Origin of the sequence: Microterricola viridarii (assembly GCF_900104895.1) — a bacterium.
Lineage (GTDB): Bacteria > Actinomycetota > Actinomycetes > Actinomycetales > Microbacteriaceae > Microterricola > Microterricola viridarii.
Genome location: NZ_LT629742.1, coordinates 1,497,468 through 1,513,554, shown reverse-complemented (window position 1 = coordinate 1,513,554; position 16,087 = coordinate 1,497,468). Strand labels below are relative to the sequence as shown.

Annotated in this window: 14 protein-coding genes; 9 read left to right on the top strand and 5 right to left on the bottom strand. The window is 71.3% G+C overall.

Features of this window, described 5'->3' with window-relative positions; translation table 11 throughout:
- The first annotated feature begins 10 nt into the window (after positions 1-10).
- Together BLT62_RS06890 and BLT62_RS06885 are read left to right on the top strand one after the other, a co-directional pair.
- A complete protein-coding gene (locus BLT62_RS06890) occupies positions 11-373 on the top strand; it encodes a cupin domain-containing protein (RefSeq protein ID WP_083363397.1) in 363 nt (120 codons plus the stop codon).
- A gap of 234 nt (positions 374-607) precedes the next feature.
- Positions 608-2,131, top strand: a complete 1,524-nt coding sequence (locus BLT62_RS06885; protein WP_407937558.1) for a DEAD/DEAH box helicase — start codon at positions 608-610, stop codon at positions 2,129-2,131.
- 240 nt (positions 2,132-2,371) lie between these two features.
- Here the strand turns inward: BLT62_RS06885 and BLT62_RS06880 are convergent, their stop codons facing one another.
- Positions 2,372-3,241 (bottom strand): PHP domain-containing protein, encoded by an 870-nt coding sequence (locus tag BLT62_RS06880; protein WP_083363396.1) that lies wholly within the window; start codon positions 3,239-3,241, stop codon positions 2,372-2,374.
- An 80-nt stretch (positions 3,242-3,321) separates the two neighbouring features.
- Here BLT62_RS06880 and BLT62_RS06875 point away from each other — a divergent pair, with 80 nt between their 5' ends.
- From BLT62_RS06875 to BLT62_RS06865, 3 genes are all read left to right on the top strand, one after another.
- Positions 3,322-4,356 (top strand): endonuclease/exonuclease/phosphatase family protein, encoded by a 1,035-nt coding sequence (locus BLT62_RS06875; protein ID WP_083363395.1) that lies wholly within the window; start codon positions 3,322-3,324, stop codon positions 4,354-4,356.
- Positions 4,357-4,401: 45 nt separating this feature from the next.
- A complete protein-coding gene (locus BLT62_RS06870; protein WP_083363394.1) occupies positions 4,402-5,961 on the top strand; it encodes an aminopeptidase P family protein in 1,560 nt (519 codons plus the stop codon).
- Positions 5,962-6,141: 180 nt separating this feature from the next.
- Positions 6,142-6,753, top strand: a complete 612-nt coding sequence (locus BLT62_RS06865) for a hypothetical protein (RefSeq protein WP_083363393.1) — start codon at positions 6,142-6,144, stop codon at positions 6,751-6,753.
- A 21-nt stretch (positions 6,754-6,774) separates the two neighbouring features.
- On the opposite strand, the gene BLT62_RS06860 is transcribed toward BLT62_RS06865, so the two are convergent.
- Positions 6,775-7,320 (bottom strand): general stress protein, encoded by a 546-nt coding sequence (locus tag BLT62_RS06860; protein WP_083363392.1) that lies wholly within the window; start codon positions 7,318-7,320, stop codon positions 6,775-6,777.
- A gap of 55 nt (positions 7,321-7,375) precedes the next feature.
- Here BLT62_RS06860 and BLT62_RS06855 point away from each other — a divergent pair, with 55 nt between their 5' ends.
- Genes BLT62_RS06855 through BLT62_RS06845 form a run of 3 tightly spaced genes read left to right on the top strand, consistent with a single transcriptional unit; the run spans position 7,376 to position 10,404 of the window.
- A complete protein-coding gene (locus BLT62_RS06855; protein WP_083363391.1) occupies positions 7,376-8,728 on the top strand; it encodes a magnesium transporter MgtE N-terminal domain-containing protein in 1,353 nt (450 codons plus the stop codon).
- Positions 8,715-9,269 (top strand): DUF1003 domain-containing protein, encoded by a 555-nt coding sequence (locus BLT62_RS06850; RefSeq protein WP_083363390.1) that lies wholly within the window; start codon positions 8,715-8,717, stop codon positions 9,267-9,269. The genes BLT62_RS06855 and BLT62_RS06850 overlap by 14 nt, the downstream gene beginning before the upstream one ends.
- Positions 9,253-10,404, top strand: coding sequence for an Mrp/NBP35 family ATP-binding protein (locus BLT62_RS06845; RefSeq protein ID WP_083363389.1), 1,152 nt, complete (start codon positions 9,253-9,255; stop codon positions 10,402-10,404). The genes BLT62_RS06850 and BLT62_RS06845 overlap by 17 nt, the downstream gene beginning before the upstream one ends.
- A gap of 81 nt (positions 10,405-10,485) precedes the next feature.
- Here BLT62_RS06845 and BLT62_RS06840 read toward each other — a convergent pair whose 3' ends face one another.
- The 3 genes from BLT62_RS06840 to BLT62_RS06830 form a co-directional block, all read right to left on the bottom strand.
- On the bottom strand, positions 10,486-11,430 hold the full coding sequence (locus tag BLT62_RS06840) for a DUF1214 domain-containing protein (protein WP_083363388.1): 945 nt from the start codon (positions 11,428-11,430) through the stop codon (positions 10,486-10,488).
- A gap of 107 nt (positions 11,431-11,537) precedes the next feature.
- The gene (locus tag BLT62_RS06835) at positions 11,538-13,076 is read right to left on the bottom strand and encodes a pyridoxal phosphate-dependent decarboxylase family protein (protein WP_083363387.1); all 1,539 of its coding nucleotides are present in this window, start codon (positions 13,074-13,076) and stop codon (positions 11,538-11,540) included.
- A complete protein-coding gene (locus tag BLT62_RS06830; protein ID WP_083365349.1) occupies positions 13,073-14,443 on the bottom strand; it encodes an MFS transporter in 1,371 nt (456 codons plus the stop codon). The genes BLT62_RS06835 and BLT62_RS06830 overlap by 4 nt, the downstream gene beginning before the upstream one ends.
- Before the next feature lie 78 nt (positions 14,444-14,521).
- Between BLT62_RS06830 and BLT62_RS06825 the strand changes: the two genes are divergently transcribed.
- Positions 14,522-16,072, top strand: coding sequence for a succinic semialdehyde dehydrogenase (locus tag BLT62_RS06825; protein WP_197675176.1), 1,551 nt, complete (start codon positions 14,522-14,524; stop codon positions 16,070-16,072).
- Positions 16,073-16,087 lie beyond the last annotated feature (15 nt).

Below are 16,087 nucleotides of genomic sequence, written 5' to 3'. Positions count from 1 at the left end.
GGAGGTCATCATGTCAAGCCTCGTGCGCAAGAGTCTTGATTCGCCCGACGAGACGCGGAAATTCGAGGCCGGCGCCGGCCAGCTCCAGCTCGTCGAGGCCACGACGGGCGGCGTCGGCCGCGCCACCTTCCAGCCCGGCTGGCGCTGGTCAGAGCACGTGAAGCCGATCGCCAAGACCGACAGCTGCCAGACGGCGCACGTCGGCTACGTCTTGTCCGGTCGGATGAAGGTCGTCATGGAGGACGGGGAGGAGATGGAGTACGGCCCCGGCGACTTCGCCAGCATGGCCCCGGGGCACGACGCGTGGACGCTCGGCGACGAGCCGTGCGTGTTCCTCGATTGGAACGGCTACAGCAACTACGCGAAGGCGTGAGCCGCGGCATCCGCACGCAGAGGGCCAGGCTCGGAATGCCATGGCCCGGCATTTGCCTCCCGCCCGCGCGGCGTCAAGCGGCCACCCAGACACGCCGCGCTAGGCTGGAGGCATCCCGCGGGCGATGGATCCGCGGCCGTGCGCCTGATGACACAAGGGCGCATCCTCAGTGAACGCAGTACGACAGGCCTAAAACACGTGACTACATTTTCAGATCTGACCATTGAACAAGACATGGTCGACGCCCTCGCTTCGAAGGGCATCATCGAGCCGTTCCCCATTCAGGAGCAGACGATCCCGCTGGCCCTGACCGGCCAGGACATCATCGGCCAGGCCAAGACCGGCACCGGCAAGACCTTCGGCTTCGGCCTCCCGCTGATCCAGCGCCTCGGCCTGAACCCGGAGCCCGGCGTGCAGGCACTCATCGTCGTGCCGACCCGCGAGCTCTGCGTGCAGGTTGCCCAGGACCTCGAGCTGGCGACGTCCAACCGCGCGACCAACATCGTCGCGATCTACGGCGGCAAGGCCTACGAGGGCCAGATCGAGGAGATCAAGGCCGGCGCGCAGATCGTCGTCGGCACCCCCGGGCGCCTGCTCGACCTCGCCTCGCAGCGACTGCTCGACCTCGGCAAGGTGCGCGAGATGGTCCTCGACGAGGCCGACAAGATGCTCGACCTCGGCTTCCTCGCCGACATCGAGAAGCTCTTCGCCAAGACCCCGGCCGACCGCCACACCATGCTGTTCTCCGCGACGATGCCCGGCCCGATCGTGGCCCTGGCCCGCCGCTTCATGAGCAAGCCGATCCACATCCGCGCGACCGACCCCAACGAGGGGCTCACCCAGGCGAACATCAAGCACGTCGTCTACCGGGCTCACTCGCTCGACAAGGACGAGGTCGTCGCCCGCATCCTGCAGGCAGAGGGCCGCGGCAAGACCGTCGTCTTCACCCGCACCAAGCGTGCAGCGGCCAAGCTCGTCGAGGAGCTGAACGACCGCGGCTTCAACGCCGCCGCTGTGCATGGCGACCTGAACCAGGACCAGCGCGAGCGCGCCATGGCCGCGTTCAAGGCCGGCAAGAAGGACATCCTCATCGCCACGGATGTCGCAGCGCGCGGCATCGACGTCAACGACGTCACCCACGTCATCAACCACACGGTTCCCGACGACCACGACACCTACCTGCACCGTGCCGGCCGCACCGGCCGCGCGGGCAAGACCGGCATCGCCGTCACCTTCGTCGACTGGGACGACCTGCACAAGTGGGCGCTCATCAACAAGGCGCTTGAGATGAACCAGCCGGAGCCGGTGGAGACGTACTCCTCGTCGCCGCACCTCTACTCCGACCTCGACATCCCGGCCGGCTCGAAGGGCCGCCTGAAGCCGACGCCCATCAAGGAGCGCGCCCCGCGCGAGCAGTCGGCGGATGCCGGCCGTGGCGGGCGTGAAGGCGGCCGCGGCGGATCCCGCTCCGCCGACGGCACCGGGGCGGCAGCCGGCGAGGGCTCCTCGCGCAGCCGCTCGCGCAGCCGCACCCGCACCCGCGGTGGCGCCGGCTCCGAGGCCGCTGCTGCGGCTCCGGCCGCAGACGCGACGGGCGCGGCCCCGGCCGTGGCGACGATCACCGACCCGTTCCAGGCACCGGGCCACCCGGCATCCGGGGCCCACGACGGCGGCGGACCCGAGCACCACGACGGCAACAGCGCCCCGCGCCGCCGCAACCGCAACCGCTCGCGCCGCAGCGCGCCCAGCGCCGAGTAGCACTCTCTTCGCAGCACAGAAGTGGCCCAACACCGACACGGTGTTGGGCCACTTCTGCGTGGTGCAGGTGTGACCAACCCGCCGCTTGGGCCTGCCGAAACCGCATCGCCGGCCACGTCAGTTCGGGAGGCATCCGGCGGATCGGGAGGCCACTTTTCGACCCGAACGGCCTCCCGATCGTCCGCCTGCCTCCCAACCCGTTGGTCGGGTAGCGCGGAGGGGCGGCGGGGAGCGCTACCCCTAGCCGGCGTAGACGGGTTCGCTGCCGCGCGCCTCGGCGATGAGAGCCTCCAGCACCTCCGGGGCGGTCGTGTTCTCGCCGAGCCGGTTCGGCTTGCCGGCGCCGTGGTAGTCGCTGGAGCCGGTGACGGCGAGGCCGAACCGGTCGGCGAGCACACGCAGCCGCTCCTTGGCATCCGACAGGTTCTCGCGGTGCTCGATCTCCAGGCCGAACAGGCCGGCCTCGACGAGCCGCTTCAGCTCGGACTCCGAGAGCACGTTCATGGCGCCGCGGGTGCCGGGGTGGGCGAGCACGGGCACTCCCCCCGCCGCTCGCACCAGGCGCACGCCGGTGACCGGGTCCGGGGCGTAGTGCGGCTTCACGTAGCCGCTGCGCCAGTGCAGGATCCCCTCGAAGGCCGCGGAGCGGTTCGGCTCGTGGCCCCGGGCGACGAGCGCGTCGGCGATGTGCGGCCGGCCGATGGTGGCCCCCTCCGTGGACTGCGCCAGCACGTCGTCCCAGCTCAGCGCGTAGTCGCGGCCGATGTGCTCCACGATCTCCTCGGCCCGCGACATCCGGGCATCGCGGATGCGGGTTGTCTCGGCCAGCAGCGCCGGGTCGGCGGGGTCGAAGAGGTAGGCCAGCAGGTGCACGCTGGAGTGCTGCAGGCGGGTGGAGAGCTCCATCCCGGGGATCAGCGTCACGCCCGCGGTGCGCGCGGCGGATGCCGCGGCGGCCCAGCCGGCCGTCGAGTCGTGGTCGGTCAGCGCGATCGTGCCGAGCCCGGCGGCCGCGGCGGCCTGCACCAGCTCGCCCGGCGTCTCGGTCCCGTCCGACACGCTCGAGTGCGCGTGCAGGTCGATGGGGCCGTGAAAACGCCGAGAGTCCATCCCCCCATGCTAGTTCTGGCCGCGCGCCCGACGCGGCGAGGCGGCTCCCGTGTGGCCGCGTCGCATATGGTGATCAAGCAATGTTCAGCCGCATCCTCAGCTCCCTCATCGCGCTCGGCGCCGCCGTCGGGCTGCTCGTGCTGGCCTGGCCACAGCTGTTCGGGCTGCAGAACACGTGGATGATCGCGCAGCTCGTGTCGTTCCGGGGCGTGCTCGTCGCGGCATCCGCCGTCGGAATCGTGCTGCTGATGGTCATCGGAATCCTCCGCCCGTTCCGCCGCATCACCGGCACCCTGGCCGTGCTCGTGCTGGTCTTCGCGGTGGCCACGAGCGGGATCCTCGCGCTGCGCGGCGCCGCCAACGGCGACGTCTCGCTCGCCACGAACGGCGCGGACGACTCGATCACCGTGCTCAGCTGGAACACGCGCGGCGAGGAGCCCGGCGTCGACGCGATCGTGAAGCTGGCCCTGGAGAGCGGCGCCGACATCGTGTCGCTGCCGGAGACCACCGACGAGCTCGGCACCGAGGTGGCCGTCGCCATGAAGGAGGGCGGCCGGCCGATGTGGGTGTGGACGCTCAACTTCAACGACGTCTACAAGGCGCGCTCCACCGCGCTGCTGATCAGCCCCGATCTCGGCGAGTACACGCTCGCCTCCGCCGCGGGCAGCGGACCGCCCGGCAACACCAACATCTCCCCCACCGTCGTCGCGACACCGGTAAACGGGGACGGCCCGACGATCATCGCAGTGCACGCCGGCGCCCCGACCGAGGGCGCCATGAGCGACTGGCGGAGCGACCTGGACTGGCTGGCCGAGCAGTGCGACGCCCCCAACGTGATCATGGCCGGTGACTTCAACGCCACGCTGGACCACATGGCCGGGCGCGGCATCGACGGGGCTGCGCTGGGGCGTTGCGCGGATGCCGCCCTCTCCGCCGGCAGCGCGGCGCTCGGCACCTGGCCGACCGCCGTCCCACCCCTGCTCGGCGCCCCGATCGACCACGTCCTGGCCACCGACAACTGGCGCGTCGACGCCTTTCGCGTGCTCGACGAGGTCGACGACTCCGGCAGCGACCACCGGCCGCTGCTGACCCGCTACCTGCCAGCCGACGGCTGAGCGCGGGCACAGGCGGCTCCCGTCTCGCGGTGCGAGAATGGGGGCATGGACAACACCGCCGACGCCACCACCGACATCCTGACCGCTGCCCCGGAGACGGACCCGAACGCCAGCCGCTCGACGACGCCGAAATCCGATGTATTCAAGTCCTACATCAGCACCGGTTGGGCGCACAGGGAGGACACCCTCCCCGCCGCACGTGAGCAGGCGAGCTTCGCCGCGGCACGCCGCGACGCCGTCTCCGCCCGCTTCCCCGGCCAGCGCCTGATCGTGCCGGCCGGCAGCCCGAAGCAGCGCTCCAACGACACCGACTACCCGTTCCGCGCGCACAGCGCCTTCGTGTACCTGACCGGCTGGGGCGCCGACGCAGAGCCGGAGGCGGTTCTCGTCTTCGAGCCCACCGCCGCCGGGCACGAGGCAACCCTGTACTTCCGCGAGCGCGCCGGCCGCGACTCGGAGGAGTTCTACCACAACCCCGCAATCGGTGAGTTCTGGATCGGCCCGCGCCCCTCCATCGCCCAGGTCGCCGCCGACCTCGGCATCTACACCCGCGGCATCGCCGACCTCGACGCCGTCTACGGCGCGGTCGACTCCACCACGCTCGTCCTGCGCGAGGCCGACCCGGCCGTCACCGAGGCCGTCGACTCCGCCCGGCTGCGCTTCGCCGCAGAGGAGGCGCTGCGCGACAACGCCCAGGACTCGCCGTTCAGCCTCGAGATCGGAGCCGAGCACGAGCCGGACGCCGAGCTGCACGTCGTGCTCAGCGAGATGCGCCTCGTCAAGGACTCCTACGAGATCGCCCAGATGCGCCTCGCCGTCGACGCCACCGAGCGCGGCTTCAACGACGTCATCGCCGACTTCCCGCGGATCTCGGCCAGCCCGCGCGGCGAGCGCATCGTCGACGGCGTGTTCTACACCCGGGCCCGCCTGGACGGCAACGCCCTCGGCTACGACACCATCGCGGCATCCGGCGCCCACGCCACGATCCTGCACTGGACCCGCAACGACGGCCCCGTGCGCCCCGGCGAGCTGATGCTGCTCGACGCCGGCGTCGAGGTCGACAGCCTCTACACCGCCGACGTCACGCGCACCCTGCCGATCAACGGCACCTTCAGCCCGGTGCAGCGGATGATCTACGACGCCGTCCTGGACGCCGCGGATGCCGCGCTGGCCGTGGTCAAGCCGGGCATCGTGTTCCGCGAGGTGCACGCGGCGGCCATGGCCGTCATCGCCGAGCGCACCGCGGAGTGGGGCTTCCTGCCCGTCTCGGCCGCCGAGTCCCTCGAGGCCGATAAGCAGTACCACCGCCGCTACATGGTGCACGGCACCAGCCACCACCTCGGCATCGACGTGCACGACTGCGCCCAGGCGCGCCGTGAGATGTACATCGACGGCATCGTCGAGGAGGGCATGGTCTTCACGATCGAGCCCGGGCTGTACTTCCAGAGCGACGACGAGACGGTTCCGGCCGAGTTCCGCGGCATCGGCGTGCGCATCGAGGACGACATCCTGGTGACCGCCGACGGTGCGGAGAACCTGTCCATCGGCATCCCGCGCACGGCGTCCGACGTCGAGGCGTGGGTGCGCTCCGGCGGCTGGAGCTAAGCTCTCGCGCCCGGCCCGGCGGCAGCGACCGGCCGGACCCGCACACTGTGCGCGCTAAAAAAACAGGAGGAGAGCCTCGCGGGGCCGCATATGCGGTCGGCGAGACTCTCCTCCTGTTTTTTGCGTCCTGTCGAGACCCAAGTCCCACGCATCCGACCGGCCACGCACTAGGGTGTCGCCATGACCAGACAGCGCTGGATCCTCACCGCCGCCGTGCTCCTGAGCTTCGGCCTGAGCGGATGCGCCGCACCCGCGACCGCACCCGTCGTCCCGGTCCCGAGCGCGGATGCGCTGCAGCCCGCTCAGACGCCTCAGCCGTCAGAGGCTCCGGCTGCCACGGCCACCCCGAGCGCGGCGCCGACCCTGGTGGACCCGGCCGACTTCGCCCCCGTCGATTTCGGGACGGGGGTCGTCTTCACCTCCCCGTCGCGCAACCTCGCGTGCGGCATCCTGACGCTGGACAACGACCCCGGCAACGCCGTCTGGGGCTGCGCCATCGACGACAAGCAGTGGGAGTTCCCCACCGCTCAGCCCGAGGACTACTGCTTCGACGCGCAGGTTCCCTGCGGGCACGGCATCGAGGCGGTGGGCAGCGAGCAGCCGCACCCGCGCAAGCGCGGCGATGTGGCGTTCGAGAGCGAGTACAGCGAAAGCACTGTCGCGCTCCCGGTCGGCTCGGCGATCGCCTACGGGGACGTCATCTGCGCGTCGACGGATGCCGGCATCTCCTGCGCGCACACGCAGAGCGGGCACGGTTTCACCCTCTCGGAGACCGCGAACGAGATCTGGTGAGCGGGGAGCGCCCGGCCGTTGTCAGGCGGCGGGCGGCGCGGGCGGCGTCTGTTCTGCGGCATCCGCCCCAGCGGGAACGGGCTCGCCGTGCAGGATGTTGCGGGCCTTGTGCACCAGCTCGCTGGGCGCCTGCACGGTGTAGCTGACGGCGATGAGCTGCATCACCGAGCTGAAGTCGCGGCGCTTGCGCTTGACCGAGTAGCTGACGATGCCGAACAGCATGCCGAAGCCGGCACCGATCAGCAGCGCCGCAAAGATCATCGGCATGCTCGCCCCGCTCGGCGCGAAGATGAACAGGATCAGGCCGAGGAAGATTCCGAGCCAGGCCCCGGACGCCGCGCCGCCGAGCGCCGCACGGCCGTAGCTCATCTTGCCGGTCACCAGTTCGACGCTCTTCAGGTCGTTGCCGATGATCGCCAGCTGCTTCACCGGGAAGTCGGCGCGTGCCAGGACGTCGACCGCGCTCTGCGCCTCGGCGTAGCTGGCGTAGTTCTCGACGGCCTCTCCCTGCGGCAACACCGGGTATCGCGTGGTGTTGCGGGCAGAGAAGGGGTTCTGGGCACTCATGCGGCCATTCTCCCATGTGGGCCTGAAAACGGTGTGAGTGGCCTAGATTTGAAGGGTGAGTGCCAACAGAGTCTTCGTCGCCCGTCTGGCAGGGTGCACCGTCTTCGACCCCGCGGGCGACCGCGTGGGCAAGGTGCGCGACGTTCTGGTTGTGTACCGCAAATCGGATCCGCCCCGCGTTGTCGGCCTGATCGTGGAGATCCCCGGCCGGCGCCGCGTGTTCATGTCGATCGGCCGGGTGACCAGCATCGGCAGCGGCCAGATCATCACCGACGGACTCATCAACGTGCGCCGCTTCGAGCAGCGCGGCGGCGAGGTGCGCGTCATCGCCGAGATGCTCGGCCGCAAGGTGAGCTTCGTCGACGGCTCCGGCGAGGCGACCATCGAGGATGTCGCCATCGAGGAGCAGGGCCAGGACCAGAGCGAGTGGGCCATCAGCCAGCTCTTCGTGCGCCGCCCCAAGACCAGCCCGTCGCCGTTCGCCAAGGGCCAGACGGTTTTCGCCGACTGGGCCGAGGTGCGCGAGACGGTCACCGCCGGAGAGGCGCAGTCAGCCGAGCACCTCATCGCCACCTTCTCCGAGCTCAATCCCGCCGACCTGGCCTCCACCCTGCTCGACCTGCCCACCGAGCGCATGCTCGAGGTGGCCGGCGAGCTCTCCGACGACCGCCTCGCCGATGTGCTGGAGGAGATGCCGGAGGTCGAGCAGGTCGGCATCCTGGCCAGCCTGGGCGATGCCCGCGCCGCCGACGTGCTCGACCACATGCAGCCGGATGACGCGGCCGACCTGATCGCCCAGCTGCCAGAGGAGCGCGGCGAGCAGCTGCTCGAGCTGATGGAGCCGGAGGAGGCCGACGATGTGCGCTTCCTGCTCTCCTACGCCCCGGACACCGCCGGCGGCCTGATGACCCCGGAGCCGATCATCGTCTCCGCCGACGCCACCGTCGCCGAGGGGCTGGCGCTCATCCGCCGGCACGACCTCGCCCCCGCGCTCGGCGCCGCGATCTGTGTGACGCTGCCGCCGTACGAGCCGCCGACCGGCCGCTTCCTCGGCATGGTGCACTTCCAGCGGATGCTGCGCTACCCGCCGCATGAGCGTCTGGGCACCCTGCTCGACCAGGGCCTCGAGCCCGTGACGGCGAACACCTCCGCGGCCGAGGTCAGCCGCATCCTGGCCAGCTACGACCTGGTCTCCGTCCCCGTCGTCGATGAGCACCACCGACTCGTCGGGGTGGTGACTATTGACGATGTTCTCGACTATCTTCTGCCCGCTGACTGGCGAAGTCATCCCGACGAGGATGACGATATCGCCGCGCGTGCCGCGGCGCGCGCGCAACAAGAGACAGGCAGCATCCCGCTGATCGGGAATGACAGCACAGGGCGGAGGACCGGCAATGGCACGAGCTAACAAGAGCGACATCCGCCTGGACTCCCCGCGCGGGCTGCGCGGGCCCGCCATCTCGGCGCGCGACAAGGCCGCCAGCCGTGACCGCTTCGGCCGGTTCACCGAGGCGATCGCCCGTGGCATGGGCACGCCCGGCTTCCTCGTCGGGCTCTCGCTGTTCTGCCTGTTCTGGCTCGCATTCAACACCTGGGGACCGGAGGAGTGGCGTTTCGACTCCGCGGCGATCGGCTTCACGGCGCTGACCCTGATCCTCTCGCTGCAGGCCTCCTACGCCGCCCCGATGATCCTGCTCGCGCAGAACCGCCAGGACGACCGCGACCGGGTGCAGATCGAGCAGGACCGCCAGCGGGCGGAGCGCAACCTCGCCGACACCGAGTACCTCGCCAGGGAGGTCGTCGCCCTGCGTCTGTCCATCTCGGACATGGCCTCGAAGGACTTCATCCGCTCCGAGCTGCGCAGCCTGCTCGAGCAGCTGGACGAGCGCGAGTCAGCGGCGGCGAAGGCCGAGTATGAGAACGGGGCGGCGGATGTCGGCAAGCCCTGAGCCTGCCGGCATCCGACCGGCCGGCATCGAGGCGCTGCACCAGGCCCTCGCCCGCGTCATCGACCCCGAGATCCGCCGGCCGATCACCGAGCTCGACATGGTCGGCGAGCTCTCCCTCGATGACGCCGGGCGCGCGCACGCCGTCATCAAGCTGACCATCATCGGCTGCCCGGCCGCCCGCCGCATCGAGGACGACTCCCGCGCCGCCCTGGAGGGCGTCGTCGGGGCCGGCAACGTCGAGCTGGCGATGACCGTCATGAGCGTCGAGGAGCGCAAGGCGCTCACCGCGAAGCTGCAGGGCACGGGCACCCGCACGATGCCCTTCACACCCGATTCCCTGACCCGCGTCATCGCCGTCACGAGCGGCAAGGGCGGAGTCGGCAAGTCGACGCTCACCGCCAACCTGGCGGTCGCGCTCGCCGCGCGGGGCCTCCGCGTCGGGCTGCTCGACGCCGATGTGCACGGTTTCTCGATCCCCGGCCTGCTCGGCCTGGCCGGGGTGAAGCCGACCCGGGTCGGCGAGATGATCCTGCCGCCGGTCGCGTTCGGCGTGAAGGTGATCTCGATCGGCATGTTCCTCGATACGGATTCATCCGGATCTGGTTCCGCGGCCGTCGCCTGGCGCGGCCCCATGCTGCACCGCACCATCAACCAGTTCCTGACCGACGTCTACTTCGGCGACCTCGACGTGCTGCTGCTCGACCTTCCGCCCGGCACCGGCGACGTCGCCATCTCGATCGGCCAGCTGCTGCCGCACGCCGAGGTGCTCGTGGTCACCACCCCGCAGCCGGCGGCCGCCGACGTCGCGGAGCGCAGCGGGGTCGTTGCCCGGCAGACCGGGCAGAGCGTGTTCGGCGTGATCGAGAACATGGCCGGGCTGGCGCAGCCGGACGGCACCGTGCTGGAGCTGTTCGGCTCCGGCGGCGGCGCCGAGGTGGCCAGTCGGCTGGGCGTGCCGCTGCTGGCCCGCATCCCGCTCAGCGTGCCGTTGCGCGAGGGCGGCGACGCCGGCTCCCCCATCGTGTTGAGCGAACCGGATGACGCGGCCGCCGCGGCCATCCTGGGCGTCGCGGATGCCCTCGCCGGCACGGGCCGAGGCTTGGCCGGTCGGCCGCTGCCGCTCAGCTTCGCCTAGCCCGCGGCCTCGTTGCTCGCGCTTCCGGGACCGGGGCGCCGTTGGGCCGCAGAGGGCGCCCCGGCGCCCCGGTCCTGATGGTCAGTGCTGGCTGCTGAGCGTCGGGAAGGTCCACTCGCCGTTGAGGATCTCCGCGCGCGGCCGGTACATCCGCACCAGGTAGTTCCAGCCGTCCGTGAGCGGCAGCGCGTTCACCGCTCCGGGAGAGGTGTCGCCGAAGCGGACGGTGATGGTGCCGTCGTCGTTCGGCACGCCGGTGATGTTGTTGATCGTGTACGCGCCCTGCTCGTTCGGCTCGAAGTAGCCGCCGGCGTTGTAGACGGAGATGGACCAGAAGCCGTCGACGGGCACCGGGCCGACCGTCAGCTCGTACTCGCCCACCGGCAGGCGCGGCTCGACGCCGATGTAGCTCGCCTCGGCGGAGGGAAGCCCGCCCCAGCCGGCCGCGGTTCCGATCAGGTGGCGGACGGGGTCGACCTCCTCCTTCGTGCCGAACATGCGCTCGAAGTCGGTCAGGTTGCGCGCCAGCGAGAGCAGCGCGGTGCGCGTCTCGTCGAAGCTGGTTGTGTCGTAGTCGGGCATCTCGAAGGGCGCCGCCGCGGCGGCAGTCAACTCGAGCTGGTCCTGCAGTACCGCGACCGCCGCGGCATCCGCCGGGTCGGCGGGGTCGACCAGGATGCGCACCGCCACCACGACGTGCGGCGTGCCGAACTGCTCCTGGGTCAGCTCGTAGCGACCGGCGTCGTGGAAGATCGCGTCGACGTAGTGGTGCTCGTTGACGACCATGGCGGAGAGGTACCGCTCGCCGTGCTCCGGGATGCTCAGGGTGGCGCCGGCGCTGACGTCGACGACCGCGAAGCTGTACAGCGTGTCGCGGTTCAGTCGGATCACGGTCTGGTTGTCGATCGCGGCTGGCTCGCGATTGTGCTGGAAGCGGTTGACGCCTCCGGCATTGGCTTGGAGGTCCCGCATCATGCGGTGAGTCTCGGCGAGGGCGAAATTGTCTACATTGACGAGAGTGGCCATGGAGCGATCATGGCAGCGCGCGCTCGCCAGCGCTAGAGCCACGGTGCAGCTGCCGTCTACCGGGCGCGCGCAGCGAGTGCGCACGCGCCCGGCACGGGCGATGCCCGCTAGGCCGGCTCGACCAGCCGCGCGATCAGCTCGGTGAGCAGCGGTTCGGCCACGGCCGGCGGCAGCGCCTCGACCAGGGCGAGGAACGGCGCGAGCCGCTCGGGCAGCGCCGCGTCGGCCGGCCCTTCACCGGGACTGCCCTCGGCATCCGGGGCCAGCCCGATCGCCTGCAACACGGCGAACGCCGACGCCGCGTCCAGCGCGGCGGGCAGCGCCCCGCCGAACGCCCCGCCGAGCGAGGCCAGAAGCGGCGTGACGTCGACGGCGGGCACGCCGCGCACCTCGTCCGCGGCCGCCACGAGGGCGGTCGTCAGTTCGGCCAGCCGGGACTCGGTCACCGGGGTGACGGTCAGGTGCGCCGTCGCGGGCAGCCGTGTGCCGTCGGACTGCGTGAAGCCCGGCTGCAGCTGCAGCTGCCAGCCGTGGGCGCGCGCTTGGTCCGCCCAGTGGTGCGGGTCGACGCGGCGTTCGGCCGGCACAGACTCGTCCGCCGCGACGGCGATGGCTGGGCCGGTCGGGTGCCCGACGACGCGGAGGCCGTCGATCCCCGCGATGGCATCTGCGAGCGCCGCAGTGGCCCGCGCGCAGCTCTCCGTCAGCCGGGCGAAGCCGCTCCCGCCGAGGGTCTGCGTGATCGCCCACGCCGCGGCGAGGGCCGCCGCCGACTTGGAACCGAGCAGGGTGGAGTTGACGACCGGGTAGCCGGGCCAGCCGGTCGTCGCGAAGTACTGCTGCCGCTGCCGGTCCCGGCCGCGCTGCAACAGCACGGAGGCCCCCTTCGGCGCGTAGCCGTACTTGTGCAGGTCGGCGGAGAGGCTCGTGACGCCGGGCAGCTGCAGGTCCCAGCTGGCTGCGTCGAGGCCCGGCCACCACGGCAGCACGAAACCGCCGAAGCAGGCGTCCACGTGGCAGCTGACGCCGGCCGCCGCGGCCAGCGCCGACACCTCCGCGATCGGGTCGAGCACGCCGTGCGGGTAGGCGGGGGCGCTCAGCACGACGAGCGCCACGTCGTCGGCATCCGCCAGGCGCGCGGCGAAGTCCGCGGCCACGGGCAGGCCGGAATCCGGGTCCACCGGAACCAGCTCGAGGCGCAGCCCGAAGTAGTCGGCCGCCTTGTGGAACGCGGCATGCACGGTGCTGGGGGCCAGGATGCGGGGCACCACGGTGTCTGCCGGTATGCCGCGGCGCGCGGCATCCGCCCGCCACAGCTCCCGCGCCGTCTTGATCGCGAGCAGGCAGCTCTCGGTGCCGCCGCTCGTGACGGTGCCGACGACCTGCTCGTCGCCGTGGAAGACCGCGCGGGCGAAGCCGATGACCTCACGCTCCATCGCGGCGACGGAGGTGAAGGTGGTCGGGTCCAGCGCGTTTACCGGCTGCACGGCGCGGATCGCGCTCGCGGCCAGCTCGTCGAGCTCGGCGACGCCGGAGTCGTAGACGTAAGAGAGCACGCGGCCGCCGTGGGTGGGCGCGTCGCCCTCCCGCAGCGCGCCCAGCCGGGCCAGCACATCTGCCGGGTTCTGCTCGAAGTGTGCGCTCACACGAGCACCTTCCTGTCGATGTCGGATTTGCGGAGGGTGTAGCGCCGCAGGCTCAGCAGGCTGACCGCGATGAGGGCGGCTGGCAGGGCGCTGAAGCTCAGAACGATACCCATCACCGCGGCGTCGCTCTGCTCGACGGCCGTCGCGCCGACGCTCTCGATGTAGCCGGTGGCGGCGAGCATCAGGGTCAGCGCGGTGGCGCCGAGGGCCATGCCGGTGGTCTCCCCCGCCGTCCAGACGCCGCTGAAGGTGCCGGCCTGGCCGTCGCCGTGCTCGGCGGCGTCGTGCGAGATGACGTCGGGCAGCATCGCCATCGGCAGCGACTGCATGCCCGCGTAGCCGGCGCCGGCGAGGGCGACGGGCAGGTACACCCATGCCCCCGGTGCCCACAGCATCGCGGTGAGCGAGAGCGCGGCGACGCCGAACAGCACGCTGGCCAGCACGAAGCCGCGTTCCTTGCCCACGCGCCGGGCGATCACACCCCAGAGCGGTGCGCAGAACAGCGCAGGGGCGATCAGCGCCACGAACAACAGTTCGAGTGCGGCCTCCGAGTGCAGCACCCAGACGGCGACGTAATTGGCGCCGGCCAGCATGACGCCGGTCGCGAGACCCTGCAGCATGAACGTGAGCAGCAGGGCGCGGAACGACTGCGAGCGACGCAGCACAGCCAGTCCGGCCTTGTAGTGCTCGCGGATGCCGCCGCCGGGGTGCCCGCCTGAAGCGGCCGCGTGCGCCCCGACGCCCCGCGGCGCGACGCGGGAGGCCAGCAGCATCCCGCCCCCGATCACCACGCCGGCGACGACGGCCATGATCAGGTAGCCGAGGTACTCGTTCTCGCCGCCCAGACGGCGCAGCATCGGGCCGCCGGCGCCGAACAGCAGGATCGCGGCGGTCAGAACCACGACCCGCCAGGTGAGCAGCCGGGTGCGCTGGTCGTAGCCGTCGGCGAGCTCGGCCGGCAGCGCGATGTACGGCACCTGGAAGAGGCTGAACGCCGTGGCCGTGAGCATGAACGCGACGAGTACCCAGAGGCCGGATGCCGCGGGCTCCAGCCCGGCCGGCACGGCGAACGTGAGCACGAAGAACACGGGCAGCAGCAGGGCGCCCGCCCGCATGAAACCGCGCCGGGAGCCGTGGCGGGCCAGCGCCCGGTCGCTCCGGGCACCGATCACCGGGTCGATCAGCACGTCCCAGATCTTGGCCGCCGTCACGAGCACCCCGGCCAGCAGCGCGGTCACCCCGAGGGTGTCGGTCAGGTAGAACACCAGCACCAGCCCGGGCAGCGTGGCGAAGCCGCCGGTGCCCAGGGATCCCAGGGCATAGCCGACGATCGTCTTGACAGGAAGTGCACGCTCCGTTGCGGTCATTCCGGCAGTGTAGCGAGCCGCCGACGAGAACTGGGTCAACTGACCTAATTCGGTGTCAGCTGACCTAGAATGGCGCTCATGTCTGCCTCTCCGCTGCACCCGACGTTCATCGCCGAACTCGACCGCGACCTGGTCGCCACCTCCGGCACGACCCGCTCCGTACAGGCGCCGTTCACCGGCGAACTGCTGCACGAGCTGCCGCACAGCACCCCCGCCGATGTCTCCGACGCCTTCGCGCGCGCCCGGCTGGCGCAGCTCGCCTGGGCCAGAGCCGGTTTCGCGCACCGCCGCGCCGTGCTGCTACAGGCCCACGACAACATCCTGGAGCGCCGCGAGATGCTGCTGGACGTGCTGCAGTCCGAGACCGGCAAGACCCGCGGCCAGGCCTTCGAGGAGCTCTACCAGGTGCTCAGCGTCACCCGCTACAACGCGCTGGCCGCGCGGCCGGTGCTGCGCGGCGGGCGCCGCCGCAGCGGCGTCCCGACCGTCGTCGCCACCCGGGTGGCCTACAAGCCCAAGGGCATCGCCGGCGTCATCACGCCGTGGAACTACCCGCTCAGCCTGGCCGCCATGGATGTCGTGCCCGCGCTCGCGGCTGGCTGCGGCGTCGTGCAGAAGGCCGATGACCAGGGCGCGCTCAGCGTGCTCGCCCTCCGCCAGGCCTTCATCGACGCCGGTGTCCCCCGCGCGCTCTGGGCCGTCGTCGCCGGCGCCGGCGCCGAGATCGGCGGGGCCGTCACCGACCATGCCGACTACATCTGCTTCACCGGCTCGACCGCGACCGGCCGCGGCGTGGCAGAGAAGGCCGGCCGCCGCCTGGTTGGCGCCTCGCTCGAGCTCGGCGGCAAGAACCCGCTGATCGTGCTGGACGACGTCGACCCGGAGAAGGCCGCCGCGGATGCCGCATACGCCTGCTTCTCGTCGATGGGCCAGCTCTGCGTCTCGATCGAGCGAATCTACGTCGAGCGCGCCGTGGCCCCGGCCTTCATCGCCGCCATGGCCGCCCGCGTCGGCACCCTCGTGCCGGGCGCGAACTACGACTTCGGCAGCGATGTCGGCTCGCTGACCACGCCGGCCCAGCTGGCGCGGGTGCAGGAGCATGTGGCGGATGCCGTGGCCAAGGGTGCCACGGTCATCGCCGGCGGACAGGCCCGTCCGGATCTCGGCCCGCTGTTCTTCGAGCCGACCGTGCTGACCGGTGTGACGAGCGAGATGGACTGCTTCGCCGGGGAGACCTTCGGCCCCGTCGTCTCGATCACCGTGGTGGACAGCGAGGAGGAGGCGATCCTCGCCGCCAATGCGAGCGACTACGGACTGAACGCCGCCGTGTTCAGCGGCTCGACCGCACGCGGGCTCCGGCTGGCCCGGGCAATCGATGCGGGCAGCGTCAACGTGAACGAGGGCTACCGGGCCAGCTTCGGCTCGATCGATGCCCCGATGGGCGGCGTCAAGCAGTCCGGCGTCGGCCGGCGCAACGGCCGCGAGGGCCTGCTGCGCTTCGTGGACTCGGTCACGATCTCGCACGCGACGGGCCTGGTGCAGCTTCCGCGCACCGGCGCGGAGTTCGCCAAGCTCGGCGGCGTGATGCTCGTCATGGCCGCCGTGCTCAAGGGCATCCGCCGCCGGTAGGGCGCCCGGCATCCA

Coding starts and splice junctions, on each gene's coding strand:
- BLT62_RS06890 (WP_083363397.1), top strand. CDS start 11: ATGTCAAGCCTCGTGCGCAAGAGTCTTGATTCGCCCGACGAGACGCGG.
- BLT62_RS06885 (WP_407937558.1), top strand. CDS start 608: ATGGTCGACGCCCTCGCTTCGAAGGGCATCATCGAGCCGTTCCCCATT.
- BLT62_RS06880 (WP_083363396.1), bottom strand. CDS start 3,241: ATGGACTCTCGGCGTTTTCACGGCCCCATCGACCTGCACGCGCACTCG.
- BLT62_RS06875 (WP_083363395.1), top strand. CDS start 3,322: ATGTTCAGCCGCATCCTCAGCTCCCTCATCGCGCTCGGCGCCGCCGTC.
- BLT62_RS06870 (WP_083363394.1), top strand. CDS start 4,402: ATGGACAACACCGCCGACGCCACCACCGACATCCTGACCGCTGCCCCG.
- BLT62_RS06865 (WP_083363393.1), top strand. CDS start 6,142: ATGACCAGACAGCGCTGGATCCTCACCGCCGCCGTGCTCCTGAGCTTC.
- BLT62_RS06860 (WP_083363392.1), bottom strand. CDS start 7,320: ATGAGTGCCCAGAACCCCTTCTCTGCCCGCAACACCACGCGATACCCG.
- BLT62_RS06850 (WP_083363390.1), top strand. CDS start 8,715: ATGGCACGAGCTAACAAGAGCGACATCCGCCTGGACTCCCCGCGCGGG.
- BLT62_RS06845 (WP_083363389.1), top strand. CDS start 9,253: ATGTCGGCAAGCCCTGAGCCTGCCGGCATCCGACCGGCCGGCATCGAG.
- BLT62_RS06840 (WP_083363388.1), bottom strand. CDS start 11,430: ATGGCCACTCTCGTCAATGTAGACAATTTCGCCCTCGCCGAGACTCAC.
- BLT62_RS06830 (WP_083365349.1), bottom strand. CDS start 14,443: ATGACCGCAACGGAGCGTGCACTTCCTGTCAAGACGATCGTCGGCTAT.
- BLT62_RS06825 (WP_197675176.1), top strand. CDS start 14,522: ATGTCTGCCTCTCCGCTGCACCCGACGTTCATCGCCGAACTCGACCGC.